This is a genomic window from Limnohabitans sp. (assembly GCF_044361645.1).
Lineage (GTDB): Bacteria > Pseudomonadota > Gammaproteobacteria > Burkholderiales > Burkholderiaceae_C > Limnohabitans_A.
Window position 1 is genome coordinate 1 of record NZ_JBIKIL010000085.1, and the last position, 16,219, is coordinate 16,219.

The following is a 16,219-nucleotide window of genomic DNA, read 5'->3' on the forward strand; positions in this document are numbered from 1 at the left end:
ACATCATGAAAGACCTGCAGCGTGAGCGCGGCCTGACGTATCTGTTCATCAGCCACAACCTGGCTGTGGTGCGCCATGTGAGCGACCAAGTGGGCGTGATGTATTTGGGCCGCCTGGTCGAGCTGGCCGACAAACACACGCTGTTTGGCAACCCACAGCACCCCTACACCCGCATGTTGCTCGACGCGATCCCCAAGATGCACGACACCGGCCGCGCCCGCACCCCGGTGCAAGGCGAAGTGCCCAACCCCCTGAACCCGCCCACCGGCTGCACCTTCCACCCCCGCTGCCCGCAGGTGATGGCGATTTGCCGCGCCGAGCGCCCAGCACTGCGCGACTTCAAAGGCATCAAGATCGCTTGTCACGCGGTGGTGTGAGTCTGAATGGCTCGGCGGATGACATGCTGCTTTGCTTGTTTGATGAAGCGAAAAACCAACCGCGTCATGGCCGTGTTGAGAGACGACCATGGTCCTTGAAACGCTATAAATATATGGTTAAATAAACCATATGAAGGCGACAAGAATTTTTTACGATAAGGCTGTTTTACCTGATGGCTTCATCGTGGAAATGGTGATTTGCCAATTGCCCACTTCCAGCGCAGAACGACCTCACGGGTTGAAGTATCGCTTGTACTTTGGTCGCAATGGTCAGCGGATGGTGGGTTATGACAATGAGCGCGGCAAAGGCGATCACAAACACATCCTGGATGTTGAGAAAAGCTACAAGTTCACCACAGCCGAGAAGCTGGTGGCAGATTTTCTATATGACATTGAAAGGTTTCAAAATGAACAAGGCAAATAAAGTACAGGTCAACGTCGGCAGTTTGGTCGATATGGGCAAGCGCTTCACCCATGCTTGGAGTCGTGCAAGTGCGGGCAAGAAGCTGAGCGAAACGCACGTCACCTTCTTGGATGTACAGACCATGCTGGAAACGCTGAGACCCCGTCGCTTGGAGTTGCTCAAATTCGTTCGCCAACACGGTGCTGAAAATATTAAAGAGTTGGCCTTGTCACTGAAGCGTGACTATAAAAACGTTCACGGCGATGTGGCTGTGCTGGAGTCGGCTGGGTTGCTCTTGCGCGATGGTCGCAAGCTGTCGGCACCGTGGGATGAGTTGAATGCCAGTGTTTCACTGACGCACTGATTCAAGTCCTAATTCAAGAAAAACCCCTGCACAGGTTTTGCGCCCGGCAGGTGACTGGCCGATGGTTTTTTTACACCGCAATCGGCCGCCTTTCTGCATGTTTTTTATCACGGGAAAATTCGAGCCATTGGCCCATGAAATGTTCCCCCTCTCGCGCAGACTTGCAGCAAGCGGCTGAGCGTTTTGGGTTTCCTGCGCGTCGCTTCTAACCCCTTCAAGGCGGAGTGAGAATTTTAATGTTGTAAATATTCATCGTTAATCGATATAATAAAGTTTATGACTGAATTTTTAGACTTTAATTTTTCGACAACCGACGAAATTGGAAAAGCTCTGGCGCAACGTTTGAAAGCGTTACGGGTACAAAAAGAAATCGCCCAAGCCGACATGGCGCAGCGCATGGGCGTGTCGCGCAGCACGCTCAACACCCTCGAAAACACCGGCAAAGGTTCGGTGACTTCCTGGATCAAACTGGTTCAGTGCCTCGGTCAAGAAACGCAATTGCAGCCGCTGTTCAAACCCGTGATCGCGTCCATCGCCGACATGGCGAAACAGCAACAACCTGCTCGTCAGCGCGTCACCCGAAAGCGCCGTGGTGCCGAGGCCAAGTTGTGAAAACAGTGCACGTTCACTACCAAGGTTGGGGTGAAAACTGGCCATTGGGCACCTTGGCCGACGATGGTCAGCAATTGCTGTTTGAATATTCACCCCAAGCCTTGGCCGAAGGCTTGTCCTTGTCCCCGAGGCATTTGCCTTTGCAAAAGCAGGCCATGGGGCGTTTCCCTCCGCATCAGTGGTGCTTGCCGGGGCTGTTTGCAGACTCATTGCCCGATGGCTGGGGCATGTTGCTGATGGACAAGCTCTTCAGAAAGCAAGGGCTTCAGCCTGAGCTGTGCTCCCCATTAGACCGTTTAAGTTTCGTGGGGCACCGGGGCATGGGTGCGCTCACTTACGAGCCCGACACGCAGGGTGGTGTCCTGCCCGACACGGTGGATCTGGAGGCGCTGGCCAACGAAACTTCTTTGGTATTGCACGGCGCAGACAGCGAAACCCTGCAACGCTTGGCCTTGTTGGGGGGCTCACCGCAGGGAGCCCGGCCCAAAGTACTCGTCTTCTACGATCCAGTTTCAGCTCGCATTAGCACAGCACCCATGACCGCAGGGTCAGGCTGGTTGGTCAAGTTTCAGGCCATGGGCGAGAACAAAGAAGTTTGTGCCATTGAGGCGTTTTATGCTCAACTGGCCAGAGCTTGCGGTTTGGATGTGCCCGACACCCATGTGTTTGATTTGAGTGCCAAACAGGCTGCATTGGGCATTGAACGCTTTGATCTGTCGAAAGGGTTGCGCGTGCCGATCCATTCTTTGGCTGGTTTTCTCCACGCCGACTTCCGGGTTCCGTCAGCGGTTGACTACACGACTTTTTTACGCGCTACGCGCATGATCACGCGCGATGAGCGCGAGGTCCAAAAAGCGTTTGAGCGCGCCACCTTCAATGTGCTGTTTCACAACCGGGATGACCACCCCAAAAATTTGGCTTTCCGGATGGACGCGCAGCGTCAGTGGAAACTAGCGCCGTGTTTTGACTTGACTTACAGCCAGGGTCCGGGCGGTGAGCACCAGATGGATGTTTGTGGTGAGGGTTTGAACATCCAGCGCAGCCACTTGATGCAATTGGCCAAGACAGGTGGGTTGGATCACCGTTGGGCCGCCCAGAGGCTCGATGGCATGCTCGGCGTGGTGGACCAGTGGGCCACTATCGTCGAAGCCTTTGATGTTCGCCGGGCTACGCGCCAGGCAATGCACCAAAGGGTCATTGGCCAACGCCATTGGCTGTCGGGCGCATAAGCGGTACAGCGCTGGCTCGGCCATGTTTCGTGGGTGGGCTAAACCATCGCCAAAATGTCAGTGCCACAAGCCAAAAACCAAGTCGGACACCAAGCTGTCCACGGCTGTCTGGGCGCTGCGCTGCCGGCTGCAAGCTGGCAATGGATGACACGGCAAACCTGCGACCCCCACAACTTGATGCGCGGCCAAGTCTTGGACAGGCCCAGCTGCCCGCCCTGAAACCGCCACCTGCTGCAAAAATCCACACGGGTTGGCCGAGAACTGCGCCAAATTTTCAGGCCGGATGGTGCGGCCAAGCCCCTTGCGCCATCAACTGCCGCATACCGGTGACCTTGCCTACCTGAGGTGGCCCAGACCCAACTTGGGTCAGCGGCCGATCTGCTGCAAAGCGCATGGCCAGCGTGGTGACAAATGGGCCTTGATAGGCAGATGGCATGGAGAATGACCATTTGCCCGGTCTGTCGATTGCATGCCATAGCGGGGGCTGGCTAATTGGCAAATCTCCTAAGGCAAATCTGATTTCTGTTGTTTCATCCCCGTGCTGATTTGAGCATGTGTTGCGCCTTAGACATGGTCACGCACAGTGCACGCGATGCACGCGACGGACCTGCATGTGAGCACTGGGCTTGGGGTTTACACGCCAAACAAGGCAGCCAAGCATTGTTTGCCAACGCCGGTTGCTGCGAAGGGACAGAGCGGCACAGCGCAGGCTTGAGACCACATCGTTGAAGTGAGCAGCAAAAAAAACCCACCGCGTTGCCACGGTGGGTTTTTTAGTCTTTTAACTCTCAACTGGCTTGCGCCAGCAGGGGATCAGAAGTTGTGGGCAACGCCAGCTTGGAATGTGTTGAAAGACACATCAGCTTGGGTCTTGTTACGCGCGTAAGCAGCGTACAAAGAAGTGCGCTTGCTCAGGTTGTAGTCATAACCAATGGCCGACAATGTCTTCCATGCGCTGATGTTGGCTGATGAGTTGGCAGGTTGGAAAGCGGCTGTTGTGCTTGTGCCCGAAGTGATCGAAGGCACGCCAGCAAACTCGATGCCAGAAGCGTCACGCTTGCCCATGGTCACGCGCAACAAGCCAGAACCCAGAGGTGCAGTGGCACCCACCAAGTAGGCAGTTTTGCCAGCAGCAGCTGTGATGTTGCTGTTGGTTTCATACTGGGCCATGATTTTGGCCATACCCAAGTCGTAGCTGGCACCGATGTTGGTCAGGGCTTTAGGACCCGACACACCGTTTTCTGCGTGCGCAACACCCACCGAGATGGGGCCGTTGTTGTAGCTCAAACCAATGTTGATCGGCTGCTTCACGGCAGGCACTGCATTGCCAGTTGTAGACGATGCATTACTGGCTGTGCCGGAGGTCGAAGCAGTTGCGCCTTGTGGCTGAGCAACACGGAAAGTGTTGGACTCATCAAATGCCGTCATCACGGTGGCGCTGAAGCCAGAGATGGTGGGTGTGGTGTAAGAAATGGCGTTGTTGTAACGAGCAGCTTCGATGTGCATGATCAGCGAGCCGTTGCCAACGTAATCAGTACCAAAGGCAGAGAACTTGCCAACTTGCAAGAGTTGTGGGTTCAGGAAACGGCCCAAACGGACGCCACCAAAACCACCGCTCAGGTCAACGTAGGTGTTGCGGTCGCCCAACTGGGTCACGCCACCGGTGTCGCTGGCCATACCGGCTTCGACCAAGAAGTTGGCCTTCAAGCCACCGCCCAGGTCTTCAGTGCCGCGCACGCCGAAACGTGAAGCACCAGCACCACCCGAAGCCATGGTCACTTTTGGCGAAGCGCCTTTGACACCAGCGGCGGAGCCATTGGAGCTGATGCCCAAGTCAACACGGCCATACAAAGTCACTGTGGATTGAGCGAAAGCGGCGCTGGAAACTGTCAGAACAGCCAGAGCAGCTACATTTCTAACATTTTTTGCGAATAAAGAGGTAGTATGGGATGCGTCACTCTATACATTTCTAGCACCATGTCTGTCCGCCCTCTTTTTGGTTCTTTGTGTGCCAGCCTCGACGATTTTTTGTCCAAACCCATGAACATCGTGGGGGCGTCTGGGGTCTCGGCCGTGGCCATTTTGGACGACAACCAGCCGGTGTTTTACGTGGTCAGCCCCGACGCATGGGAAAAACTGTCGCAACTGGGGCGGGCCCAAGTTAAAATCGTTACAAATAACAATATCGCCACAATAAACCCCGCTGACGGGCCCGATGACGGGCCCGCTGACGGTCCCGAGGACTGGGAGGATGCCCCCCCTGTTCAGCCCAGCCCGCGGCGGGTGCAGCCCAGGCGATCGGGCATGACCGAGTCGGTCATGACGCAGGGGGCCATGCGGTCCAACAATTTCGATGTGCTGGCAGACCAACTCATAGAGCATGAAAACCAGCGTGTGCAGCGCAATGAGCTGAGCGCGGCATCGGTGGGCATCTTGAAAAACCGGCTCAACGCGCACGTGTTGCCGCATTTCAAGTACATCCCGCCCTCGCAGGTCACACTGATGATGATGGACGCGTTTGTCAAGCGCTTGACCGACAGCCAGCTCAGTTCGACCATGGTGTCGCAGTATTTGGTGGTGGTGCGCAAGTTGCTCAAGCTGGCGATTCGGCATGGCTTTTTGCGTGAGGTGCCCGAGTTGCCCTCGATCAAGGTGGCCAACCGGCCGCGCTCTATGCTGAGTTTGACCGAGTACGCGGCGGTGGTGCGCACAGCGCACCGTTTGTCGCGCTGGGGCGCATCGGCCCCAGAGATCAAAGCGTCCAAAGGGCACCGCGAGCGGTTTTGGGTGCAGCCGCGCCACTTGAATTTGCCGCCCGATATGGCCTGGGCCATTCGTTTCATGGTCAACAGTTTTGTGCGGCCGGGCGATTTGCGCCAACTCAAACACAAGCATGTTCAGGTGATCCGGGGCTCGAGTGTGTATTTGCGCATGACGCTGCCGCAGACCAAGCGCCACGACGTGCCCATGGTGACGCTCAGGCCTGCGGTTCAGGTGTACGAGGCCGCTTTGGTCAAGGCCCGTGCAGATGGTTTTGGGCAGCCCGATGACTACGTGTTTTTACCCGCCGAGTCTGACCGCAACTACGCCTTGGCGGTGCTCGGGTTTTGGTTCAAGTGGGTGATGCGCGAGGCGGGCGTGGCCTCTGAGGATGCGATGGGCCGTTTGCGCACGCTGTATTGCTTGCGCCACACCTCCATCATGTTTCGCCTGCTCTATGGCCAAGGCATTGACATGCTGACCTTGGCCCGCAACGCCCGCACATCGGTGCAAATGATCGAGCGTTTTTACGCCTCGGCGCTGGATGGTGAGATGAACGTGGCCATGCTGCAAAGCAGGCGCACGAGCGCGCCCAAAAAACAAAACAATGCTCGCTGAGCTTGCCGCGCCCGTGCAGTCCGGCGCTCAGTGGGCCCGCCAGCGCTTGAACAGGGGCGGCACGATCAGCAGCAACACCGACACCGCCATCAAGCTGCCCGACAAGGGGCGGGTGAAGAAGGTGGACCATTCGCCTTGGCTGATGGTCAGCGCCTGGCGCATGGACTGCTCGGCCATGGGGGCCAGGATCAGGCCCACGATGAGGGGGGCGGCCGGAAAGTCAAAGCGTCGCATCAGGTAGCCCAGCAGGCCAAAGACAAACAGCAAGCCCACGTTGAAGACCGAGTTGCCTGCACCGTAAACGCCCGCCGTCGAGATGACGATGATGCCCGCATACAGCCAGGGCGGCGGTATTTTCAGCAGCTTGACCCACAGGCCCACCAGCGGCAGGTTGAGCACCAGCAAAATGATGTTGCCGATGTACAGGCTGGCAATCAGGGTCCAGACCAGGCCGCCTTGTTGGCTGAACAGTTGGGGGCCGGTCTGGATGCCGTAGCCCTCAAAAGCCGACAGCATGATGGCGGCCGTGGCCGATGTGGGGATGCCCAGGGTGAGCAGCGGCATCAGCACGCCCGCTGCTGCGGCGTTGTTGGCCGCCTCGGGGCCGGCCACGCCTTCGATGGCACCGTGGCCAAACTCTTCGGGGTGTTTGGTGAGTTTTTTCTCAGTGTAATAAGACAGCAACGTGGGTAACTCGGCCCCGCCTGCGGGCATGGCACCGATGGGAAAACCAAAGAAAGCGCCGCGAAACCAGGCTTTCCATGAGCGCGCCCAGTCTTGTTTGCTCATCCACAGGCTGCCCGACATTTTCATGACGTCGCCGCCTTTGGATTCACGCCCCTGCCAGGCCAGATAAAGCGCTTCACCCACGGCAAACAGGCCTACCGCTGCCACGGTGACCTCGATGCCGTCGAGCAGCTCGGGCCGACCAAAGGTGAAGCGTGCTTGGCCGGTTTGCAGGTCAATGCCCACCATGCCCAGCAGCAAGCCCAAGCCCAAGGCCACCAGGCCACGCAGCATGGAGTTGCCCAGCACCGCCGACACGGCCACCAGCGACAGCACCATGAGGCTGAAGTATTCGGCGGGACCAAAAGCCAGCGCCGCATCGACCACCAGCGGCGCAAAAAAAGTCAGCGCCAAGGTGCCAATGGTGCCGGCCACAAAACTGCCGATGGCGGCAGTGGCCAAGGCTTGGCCCGCACGCCCGCGCCGGGCCATTTTGTTGCCCTCTAAAGCGGTGACCACGGCCGCCGATTCGCCCGGGGTGTTGAGCAAGATGGAGGTGGTGGAGCCGCCATAGGCCGCGCCATAGTAGATGCCCGCGAACATGACGAACATGCTGGTGGCGGGCACATGGTAGGTCAGGGGCAGCAGCAAAGCGATGGTCAGCGCCGGGCCAATGCCGGGCAAGACACCCACCATCGTGCCGACAAAGCAGCCGATGAATCCCCACATCAAGGTGGCGGGTTGAAGGGCAATGGCAAAGCCGCCCATCAGGGCGTCAAAAGCTTCCATGGGGTATCCGTTGGGGTTGGACGTTCAGCGTTGGACGTTGGACGTTGAGCGTTGGGTGGAAAGCGTGGCTGGCGGGTGTGTGCAGATCAAATCCACCAAGGCAGGGCGGGGCCGAGGCCTACGCCCAGCAGGCGGGCAAAGACGATCCAGAACACGGTGGCGATCAGGCCGCAAATGAGCGCCGATTTGGCGTTCAATGGTGCGTCAAAAGCGCGGGCGATTCCCATGCCGCACAGCGTGCCCGGCAGCACAAAGCCCAGCGGAATGACCAGCACAATGAAAGCCACGCCACCGCCCAGCAAGCTGAGCAAGCGGGTGGTCGAGCCAGGCAAGGGCGCTTGCCCTTCGTCCTGGCTCAGGTCCACCTGGCGGCCGCGCCAAGCGCTCCAGCCGTACAGCAGCGCCACCAGTGACAGCACCGCCACGATGGCGGCCGGGGCCAGCACCGGGCCCACGGTCATCTGCATCATCGACTGCGGAATGACCGTGAGCTGCCAGGCGGCGACACCGCACACGGCCAACAGCAAAAGAGCCAGGCGCACGGGCGTCATGCCAGGCCCAGTTCTTTCATCAAGACTTCTTTGTCGGCAATGTCTTTGGCCAGATCGCGCTCAAAAGGGCGCTCGGTCATGAAGGCGTTGGTCCATTTGCGGGTTTCGAGTTCTTGTTTCCAGCCGGCCGATTGGGTCAGGCGGGTGACAAAGTCGATCAAGCCGTTGCGCTGGGCATCGCTGAGGCCGGGGGCGGCAAACACGCCGCGCCAGTTGGATTCGGACACGCTGATGCCCAGTTCCGTCAAGGTGGGCACGTTCACGCCAGGGATGCGGCTTTTGCCCGAAACAGCCAGGGGAATCATCTTGCCGGCTTTGATTTGCTCTTCAAACTCGGAGTAGCCGGAAATGCCCGCCGTCACTTGGTTGCCCAAAATGGCCGCGTTGGCGGGGCCGCCGCCAGCAAAGGCCACATAGGCGGCTTCGCGCGGGTTCTTGCCCAAGGCCTTGATCAGCATGCCCAAAATCAGGTGGTCGGTGCCGCCTGCGCTGCCACCGGCCACAGAGACGGCCTTGGGGTTGGCTTTGATGGCTGCTTCGAGCTCTTTCCAGGTTTTGATCTTGCCCGCTGCGGGCACCACGATCACGCCGGCCTCTTCGGTCAGGCGAGCAATGGGGGTGACGTCTTTGATGGTCACCGGGCTCTTGTTGGCGATGCCCGCGCCGATCATCACCGAGCCGCCGACCATCAGGCTGTTGCCTTGGCCTTTGCGCTGGTTCACAAAGCGGGGCAGACCCACCATGCCGCCTGCGCCGCCGACGTTTTCAAACTGCATGTTGCCCACCAGGCCTGCGGCTTTGGCGGCGCGTTCGATGGCGCGGGCTGTGCCGTCCCAGCCGCCACCTGGGGCGGCGGGCACAAACATGTTGAGCGTCTCGAACAGGGGTTTGCCCTGAGCCCAAGTGGGCAGGGCCATGGTGGCACCGGCGGCAGCGCCGAGGGCCAGGAAGTCGCGTTTGGAAATGGACATGCAGGTCTCCTGTGTGAAAATCAAAAAAAACACACTGCCGGGCGTAATCCCAATGCAGTTGAGCCCAATTTTGAGGCGCGCACCAGCGCCAAGCTGTCAATCACCTGTCAAAGCGCTTCAGTGAATACCCCAGTGCCTCGCATTCTGTTGGTGGAAGACACGCCCGACATCGCCTTGTGGCTGGGCACCGCCTTGCGCCAAGGCGGCATGGGGGTTGAATTTGCCACCGATGGCCACGCGGCCGAGCGCTGTTTGCAGCCCGGTCACCCGTTTGATGCGGTCCTGCTTGACCTGCAGCTGCCGGGGCAAGACGGTTTGAGTGTGCTGCAGGCTTTGCGTGCGCGCGGTGATGCGGTGCCCGTGATCATCTTGACGGCCCGTGCCAGCGTGCCGGACCGGGTGCTGGGCCTGAACATGGGGGCCGATGACTATTTGCCCAAGCCCTTTGATTTGAGTGAACTCGAAGCCCGCTTGCAGGTCTTGCTGCGCCGCCATGGCCGCGCCAAAACCGCAGCACTGCGTTGGGGGCCGCTGGAGATGCAGACCGATACAGGCACGGTACTCTTGCAAGGGCAGGTGCTGGCGCTGACGCAACGCGAAGCTGCTGCGCTGCGTGTGCTGCTGGCTTCGCCCGGACGCACCGTGAGCAAAGAGCAACTGCATGCCGAGGTGTTTGCAGGCGAAGCCACTGGGCTGGACGCGGTGGAGGTGCTGATTTACCGCTTGCGCAAAAAACTCGAAGCCACCTTGCCCGGGGCGGCACCCGAGGTGGCGATCATCACCTTTCGGGGCATGGGTTACATGTTGACCACCCCTTCGGCGCGCGGGCTCGGCGGCTGAACGCGATGTGTCTTCCAGCCCCATGCTTGACCGTTCCAACCGACCTCGCCCAGTGCCCTTGAGTCGTGCTGCGGCGTCTTTGCGCAGGCGATTGCTCGGCTGGATCTTGTTGCCATTGGCGGCCTTGATCGGCATGAACGCCTGGGTGGCCTACGGCAACGCGGTGCAAGCGACCAACGAGGCGCATGACCGATCGCTGTATTTGGCGGCCCGCACCCTGGCCGAGGAGATGCGCTGGCAAAACGGACGGATCGAGCTGGACCTGATGCGGGCCGCTGGCTACCTGTTTGAAAACCACACGGGCTCGCGCCTGTTTTACAAAGTCAGCACGCTCGACGGGCAGCTGCTGGCCGGCGCGTCGGCCCTGCCCGATGCGCCCGTGCGCCGTGAATCGGCGGTGCGGTACTTTGCCTTGGTGCAGTTTGACGATGGGCAATACCTGGACTTGCCGGTGCGCTTGGCGCAGCTGACGCATGTGGTGGATGGCGCGGCGCTGCAGGACCCGATCGTGCGCATCACCGTGGCCGAGACGCTGGAGGCGCGCCAGCAATTGATTCAACAAATTTTTCGGGATACCTTGGGCAGCCAGGGCTTGCTGTTGCTGGCCGCTGCGCTCTTGGTGGTGTGGGGGGTGCAAAGGGGCATTCGGCCGCTGGAGGCTTTCAGGCGGCAATTGGCGGACAAGGCCGAGGATGATTTTTTGCCTATCCACCCGCCCGATTTGCCGCGTGAGCTGCGTCCCCTGATCGACACGCTCAACAGTTATCTGGATCGACTGGGGCGCTTGATCGACATCCGCAAGCGCTTTCTGGACAACGCTGCGCACCAACTGCGCACGCCCCTCACGGCCCTGAAAACCCAGCTGGCACTGGCTCAGCGCAACACCGTGCCCGAGCAAGCCCAGGCGCTGCTGCAGGCGGCACGGCAAACCACCGACGGGGCGGTGCGCCTGACCGAACAATTGTTGGCCATGACCCGTGTCGAACATGCCCGCGAGCTGCACAGTCCGCACAGCGTGGACTTGGTGGCGCTGGCGCGGCAAGTGACCCAAGAACACTTGTTGCAGGCCCACCAGCAAGGCCACGACCTGGGGCTGCAGGCGCTGGTCGCGCACAGCGAAGTGCAAGCTGTAGAGCTGTTGCTGCACGAGGCGCTGCGCAACCTGATCGACAACGCCATGCACCACAGCCCTGTGGGCACCCACATCACCGTGCGGGTGGGCGGTGCTTGGTTGGAGGTGCAAGACGACGGCCCGGGCATCGCCCCCGAGCACCAGGCCCATGTGTTCGAGCGCTTTTACCGCGCTGCAGCTTCGGGTGTGAGCGGCAGTGGCCTGGGCCTGGCCATCGTCAAAGAAATCGCCAGCCAGCACGGCGCGGTGGTGAGCTTGGTCAGCCCGGTCGCTGAAGGGCGAGGCACACTGATCCGTCTCGCGTGGCCGTGAATGTGAGGCTGAAGCTGAAGCTGAAGCTGAAGCTACCAGACCTGGGTCGCGTGCTCTGTCAGGTGTAACGCTTGCTGCTCAGGTTTTTCTTCATGTCGCGCAGCGCCGGTTGCAGCGCTTCGCCAATGCGCAGGGCTACGGTGGTGGCCAAGATGTCGATGATCAGCAGGTGCAAAAGGCGCGAGACCATGGGGCTGTATTTGTCGTAGCCCTCGGGGTGGTCGGCCGTGAGGTGGATCTGCCCGGCGCTGGCCAGCGGCGAGCCGCTGGCGGTGATGACGATGGTTGTGGCACCTTGCTTTTTGGCGATGTCGCAGGCGTCCATCAGGTCGCGGGTGCGGCCCGAGTTGGAGATGATCACCGCGCAGTCGCCGGGGCGCAGCATGGAGGCGCTCATAACCTGCATGTGGCCGTCGCTGTAGGCGATGGCGTTGACGCCCAGGCGAAAGAATTTGTGCTGCGCGTCTTGCGCCACGATGCCCGAATTGCCCACGCCGTAAAACTCGATGCGGCGGTTGGTTTTTTGGGTGTCAGCGAGCGCTGTGGCCGCGTGCTCCAGCGCAAAAAAGCTGGCGTCGTTGCGGTATTTCAAAAATGCCGCCACGGTGTTGTCGATCACTTTCACAGCGACATCGCTGGTTTTGTCGTCGGCGTCCACGCTGCGGTGAATGAAGGGCACGCCCTCGCTCACGCTGCCAGCCAGCTTGAGCTTGAAGTCGGACAGGCCGTCATAGCCGACGCTGCGGCAAAAGCGCACCACGGTGGGTTTGCTGACATGGGCGCGGTCGGCCAACTCGCTCACGGGCAGTTTGGCAAAGGCGCGGGGATCAGCCAGCACCAGCTTGCCCACGCGTTGCTCAGCCGGTGCCAGGGAGGGCAGACAAGCTTTGATTCGGTCCAGCATGAGGTATCTCCTGAGGTTTTTTTGGTGCTTGCATCGCGGATGTTTTCAGTGCTGCTTGCATCGCTGCTGTTTTTTTGTGGGAGCGGTCTCTGACCGCGATGGGCACTCGTGTGAATGTATCGCGGTCGGAGACCGCTCCTACGGATGGTTTTGTGGTGCTTGCTTCGCGGATATTTTTTTGTGGGAGCGGTCTCTGACCGCGATGGGCGCTCGGGTGAATGTTTCGCGGTCGGAGACCGCTCCTACGGATGGTTTTGTGGTGCTTGCTTCGCAGATGTTTTCAATGGTGCTTGCATCGCGGATATTTTTTTGTGGGAGCGGTCTCTGACCGCGATGGGCGCTCGGGTGAATACATCGCGGTCGGAGACCGCTCCTACAGGTGGTTTTGTGGTGCTTGCTTCGCAGATGTTTTCAGTGCTGCTTGCATCGCGGATATTTTTTTGTGGGAGCGGTCTCTGACCGCGATGGGCACTCAGTTGAATATATCGCGGTCGGAGACCGCTCCTACGGGTGGGTTTGTGGTGCTTGCTGCGCGGTCGGAGACCGCTCCTACGGGTTGGTTTGTGGTGTTTGCTGCGCGGTCGGAGACCGCTCCTACACGGGGGGTCATGTTTCTTCGGACCAACTAAAACCGTCGCGCGCGATCATGGCGCTCGAGGCGCTGGGGCCCCAAGTGCCTGCGGCGTAGGGGCGGGGGCCGACGGTGTCGTGGTGCCAGTGTTGCAAGATGGGCTCGACCCAGCGCCAGGCTTCCTCTTGTTCGTCGCTGCGCACAAACAGGTTCAGACGGCCATCGAGCACATCGAGCAGCAAGCGCTCGTAAGCGCCCACGCGCTGGCTGCCAAAGCGTTTGTCAAAGTCCAGGTCCAGGTGCACTGGGCTGAGCGTTGCGCCGCCGCTGCCTTGACCGCGCTTGCTTTGGCCTTGGGCCAACAGGTGCAGCTCTAAGCCGTCTTTGGGTTGCAGGTGGATCACCAGTTTGTTCACTTGGCCCGCCGGGCTTTTGAATATTTCGTGTGGCGTGGGGCGGAAGTTGATTTGGATGTGTGCCTCTCGCGAGGCCATGCGCTTGCCGGTGCGGATGTAAAAGGGCACGCCTGCCCAGCGCCAGTTGGCGATTTCGGTGCGCAGGGCCACAAAGGTTTCGGTGCTGCTGTGCGGGTTGACACCGGGCTCATCACCGTAGCCGGGCACGGCCTGGCCGAAGATGTTGCCCGCGTTGTATTGCCCGCGAATGACGTGCTGGCTGAGGGTCTCGGGCGTCCAGCGTTTCAGGGCGCGCAGCACCTTGAGCTTTTCGTCGCGGATGGCGTCGGCGTGCGCGTTGATGGGCGGCTCCATGGCAATGGCGCACAGCAGTTGCAGTGCGTGGTTTTGCACCATGTCGCGCAGTGCGCCCGTGGTCTCGTAAAAGCCGCCGCGTTTTTCCACGCCCAGCTCTTCGGCCATGGTGATCTGGATGTTAGCGATGTGCTCGCGCCGCCACAGCGGCTCAAACAAGGCGTTGCCAAAGCGCATGGCAAACAGGTTTTGCACCGCGGGCTTGCCCAGGTAGTGGTCGATGCGAAATATTTGTTGCTCTTTGAAGGCCAGGCCCACCGCCTGGTTGATGGCGCGGTTGGAGGCCAGGTCGTGGCCCAGTGGTTTTTCCAGCACGATGCGGGTTTTGGCGGTGTTCAAGCCGTGTGCGGCGAGTTGCTCACACACCGTGGTGAACAGGCTGGGTGCGGTGGACAAATACATCACCACGCTGTCGGTTTCGCGCTCGGCCAAGCGCTGGGTGAGCGCGGCGTAGCAAGCGGGTTGGGACAGGTCGATGCGCACGTAGCACAGCAGGCTGGCAAAACGGGCGAACTCTTCGGGCTTGGGGCGCTTGTCGCCTTCGACTTGCTCAAAGCGCGACTGGATTTGTTGGCGGTATTGCGCGTCGCTCAGGTCGTCACGGCCCACGCCGATGATGCGCCCCCCTTCGGGCAAGGTGTCGTGGCGAAAGGCCTGAAACAATGCGGGCATGAGTTTGCGCCACACCAAATCGCCGGTGCCGCCGAAGAAAACCAGATCAAAAGCCATGATGTTCTTGAGTTACTTAAAATAATGATTTGAAATGTAACTTTATTCCACGGATAATTCAAGCCAGACTTTTACAAATCGCCATGAACCAACTCGACGCGCTCAAACAACTCACCACCGTGGTGGCCGACACCGGGGACTTCAAGCAGCTGGCGCAGTTCCAGCCGCAAGACGCCACCACCAACCCGTCTTTGATTTTGAAGGCGGTGCAAAAGCCCGAGTACGCGCCTTTGTTGGCGCAGGCTGTGGCCGCGCACCGGGGCCAGCCGCTGGACGTGGTGATGGACCACCTGTTGGTGCATTTTGGTTGCGAGATTTTGCAGACCATTCCCGGCCGCGTGTCCACTGAGGTAGACGCCCGCCTGAGCTTTGACAGTGCCGCCACCGTGGCGCGGGCGCGCCGCATCATGGCTTTGTATGCCGCACAAGGCATCCCGCCTGAGCGCGTGCTGATCAAGATCGCCGCGACTTGGGAGGGAATTCAGGCGGCGGCCGAGTTGGAGCGCGAAGGCATACGCTGCAATCTGACGCTGCTGTTTGCGTTTTGCCAGGCCGTGGCCTGTGGACAGGCCAAAGTGCAACTGATCTCGCCTTTTGTGGGGCGCATTTACGACTGGTATAAAAAAACGGCCGGAGCCGCCTGGGACGAGGCGGCCATGTCGGGCGCGAACGACCCCGGCGTGCGGTCGGTGCGGGCGATTTTTAACCACTACAAAAAACACGGCATCGCCACCGAGGTGATGGGCGCATCGTTTCGCAACATCGGGCAAATCACCGCGCTGGCTGGATGCGACCTGTTGACCATCAGCCCCGAGTTGCTGGCCCAGTTGGCCGCCACCGAGGCACCGCTGAGCCAGGCGCTCAATGCCGCTGCGGCGCAGGGCATGGACTTGCCTGCTGTGCAGCATGACCAAGCCTCGTTCCGCTTGGCACTCAACGAAGATGCCATGGCGACGGAAAAGTTGGCCGAGGGCATTCGTGCTTTTTGCGCTGATGCGGTGAAGCTGGAGGCCATGATGTGATTCTTGCCGAGGCCACGGTTTCAGAGATTGCCGCGCTTCGCTCGCAATGACAAAGAGGAAACGGCCATGGCGCTTCACCCCCACTGCGAGGCGCTCAGCGACGTGGCAGTCTATGGATCGCTTCGTGCCTCGCGATGACGGTAAAACATCTGTCACTGCGAGGAGCGCAGCGACGTGGCAGTCTATGGATCGCTTCGTGCCTCGCGATGACGGGAAAACATTTGTCACTGCGAGGAGCGCAGCGACGTGGCAGTCCATGGATCGCTTCGTGCCTCGCGATGACGGTAAAACATCTGTCACTGCGAGGCGCTTAGCGACGTGGCAGTCCATGGACCGCTTCGTGCCTCGCGATGACGGGAAAACCACCGTCACTGCGAGGAGCGCAGCGACGCGGCAGTCTATGGATCGCTTCGTACCTCGCGATGACGGGAAACTGGGTGGCGATGACGGATTAATTACCGTCACTGCGAGGCGCTTAGCGACGTGGCAGTCCATGGATCGCTTCGTTCCTCGCGATGACGGGAAATTGGGTGGCGGTG

15 protein-coding genes are annotated in these 16,219 nt (G+C 60.0%); 9 read left to right on the top strand and 6 right to left on the bottom strand.

What is annotated here, in order from left to right:
- The 5 genes from ACIQ39_RS13235 to ACIQ39_RS13255 form a co-directional block, all read left to right on the top strand.
- The coding region (locus ACIQ39_RS13235) for an oligopeptide/dipeptide ABC transporter ATP-binding protein (protein WP_396435071.1) at nucleotides 1-377 on the top strand (377 nt) is incomplete at its 5' end.
- Between the two features lie 130 nt (nucleotides 378-507).
- Nucleotides 508-801 carry a DUF6516 family protein gene (locus ACIQ39_RS13240; protein ID WP_396435072.1) on the top strand — a complete coding sequence of 98 codons (294 nt, stop codon included), beginning with the start codon at nucleotides 508-510 and terminating at the stop codon, nucleotides 799-801.
- Nucleotides 764-1,144 carry a hypothetical protein gene (locus tag ACIQ39_RS13245; protein WP_396435073.1) on the top strand — a complete coding sequence of 127 codons (381 nt, stop codon included), beginning with the start codon at nucleotides 764-766 and terminating at the stop codon, nucleotides 1,142-1,144. Before ACIQ39_RS13240 ends, ACIQ39_RS13245 begins: the two co-directional genes overlap by 38 nt.
- 276 nt (nucleotides 1,145-1,420) lie before the next feature.
- Nucleotides 1,421-1,756: a helix-turn-helix transcriptional regulator gene (locus ACIQ39_RS13250; protein WP_396435074.1), complete on the top strand. Its 336-nt coding sequence runs from the start codon at nucleotides 1,421-1,423 to the stop codon at nucleotides 1,754-1,756.
- Nucleotides 1,753-2,985 (top strand): type II toxin-antitoxin system HipA family toxin, encoded by a 1,233-nt coding sequence (locus ACIQ39_RS13255; RefSeq protein WP_396435075.1) that lies wholly within the window; start codon nucleotides 1,753-1,755, stop codon nucleotides 2,983-2,985. The genes ACIQ39_RS13250 and ACIQ39_RS13255 overlap by 4 nt, the downstream gene beginning before the upstream one ends.
- An 813-nt stretch (nucleotides 2,986-3,798) precedes the next feature.
- Here the strand turns inward: ACIQ39_RS13255 and ACIQ39_RS13260 are convergent.
- Nucleotides 3,799-4,887 (bottom strand): porin, encoded by a 1,089-nt coding sequence (locus ACIQ39_RS13260; RefSeq protein ID WP_396435085.1) that lies wholly within the window; start codon nucleotides 4,885-4,887, stop codon nucleotides 3,799-3,801.
- A gap of 75 nt (nucleotides 4,888-4,962) precedes the next feature.
- On the opposite strand from ACIQ39_RS13260, the gene ACIQ39_RS13265 reads away from it, so the two are divergent.
- Nucleotides 4,963-6,363: a hypothetical protein gene (locus tag ACIQ39_RS13265; RefSeq protein ID WP_396435076.1), complete on the top strand. Its 1,401-nt coding sequence runs from the start codon at nucleotides 4,963-4,965 to the stop codon at nucleotides 6,361-6,363.
- Between the two features lie 27 nt (nucleotides 6,364-6,390).
- Here ACIQ39_RS13265 and ACIQ39_RS13270 read toward each other — a convergent pair whose 3' ends face one another.
- The 3 genes from ACIQ39_RS13270 to ACIQ39_RS13280 all read right to left on the bottom strand — a co-directional run bounded on the left by ACIQ39_RS13270 (nucleotide 6,391) and on the right by ACIQ39_RS13280 (nucleotide 9,400).
- Nucleotides 6,391-7,878 carry a tripartite tricarboxylate transporter permease gene (locus ACIQ39_RS13270; RefSeq protein WP_396435077.1) on the bottom strand — a complete coding sequence of 496 codons (1,488 nt, stop codon included), beginning with the start codon at nucleotides 7,876-7,878 and terminating at the stop codon, nucleotides 6,391-6,393.
- Between the two features lie 86 nt (nucleotides 7,879-7,964).
- Nucleotides 7,965-8,429 carry a tripartite tricarboxylate transporter TctB family protein gene (locus ACIQ39_RS13275; protein WP_396435078.1) on the bottom strand — a complete coding sequence of 155 codons (465 nt, stop codon included), beginning with the start codon at nucleotides 8,427-8,429 and terminating at the stop codon, nucleotides 7,965-7,967.
- Nucleotides 8,426-9,400 carry a Bug family tripartite tricarboxylate transporter substrate binding protein gene (locus ACIQ39_RS13280; protein ID WP_396435079.1) on the bottom strand — a complete coding sequence of 325 codons (975 nt, stop codon included), beginning with the start codon at nucleotides 9,398-9,400 and terminating at the stop codon, nucleotides 8,426-8,428. Before ACIQ39_RS13280 ends, ACIQ39_RS13275 begins: the two co-directional genes overlap by 4 nt.
- 132 nt (nucleotides 9,401-9,532) lie before the next feature.
- Between ACIQ39_RS13280 and ACIQ39_RS13285 the strand changes: the two genes are divergently transcribed.
- Both ACIQ39_RS13285 and ACIQ39_RS13290 read left to right on the top strand, forming a co-directional pair.
- A complete protein-coding gene (locus tag ACIQ39_RS13285) occupies nucleotides 9,533-10,240 on the top strand; it encodes a response regulator transcription factor (protein WP_396435080.1) in 708 nt (235 codons plus the stop codon).
- Nucleotides 10,241-10,262: 22 nt separating this feature from the next.
- A complete protein-coding gene (locus tag ACIQ39_RS13290) occupies nucleotides 10,263-11,684 on the top strand; it encodes a sensor histidine kinase N-terminal domain-containing protein (protein ID WP_396435081.1) in 1,422 nt (473 codons plus the stop codon).
- 58 nt (nucleotides 11,685-11,742) lie between these two features.
- Here the strand turns inward: ACIQ39_RS13290 and ACIQ39_RS13295 are convergent, their stop codons facing one another.
- Both ACIQ39_RS13295 and zwf read right to left on the bottom strand, forming a co-directional pair.
- Nucleotides 11,743-12,588: a MurR/RpiR family transcriptional regulator gene (locus tag ACIQ39_RS13295; protein ID WP_396435082.1), complete on the bottom strand. Its 846-nt coding sequence runs from the start codon at nucleotides 12,586-12,588 to the stop codon at nucleotides 11,743-11,745.
- Nucleotides 12,589-13,194: 606 nt separating this feature from the next.
- Complete coding sequence (gene zwf / locus ACIQ39_RS13300) at nucleotides 13,195-14,658, bottom strand: glucose-6-phosphate dehydrogenase (RefSeq protein WP_396435083.1); 1,464 nt, start codon at nucleotides 14,656-14,658, stop codon at nucleotides 13,195-13,197.
- 83 nt (nucleotides 14,659-14,741) lie between these two features.
- On the opposite strand from zwf, the gene tal reads away from it, so the two are divergent.
- The gene (gene tal, locus ACIQ39_RS13305; protein WP_396435084.1) at nucleotides 14,742-15,680 is read left to right on the top strand and encodes a transaldolase; all 939 of its coding nucleotides are present in this window, start codon (nucleotides 14,742-14,744) and stop codon (nucleotides 15,678-15,680) included.
- Nucleotides 15,681-16,219: the final 539 nt, after the last annotated feature.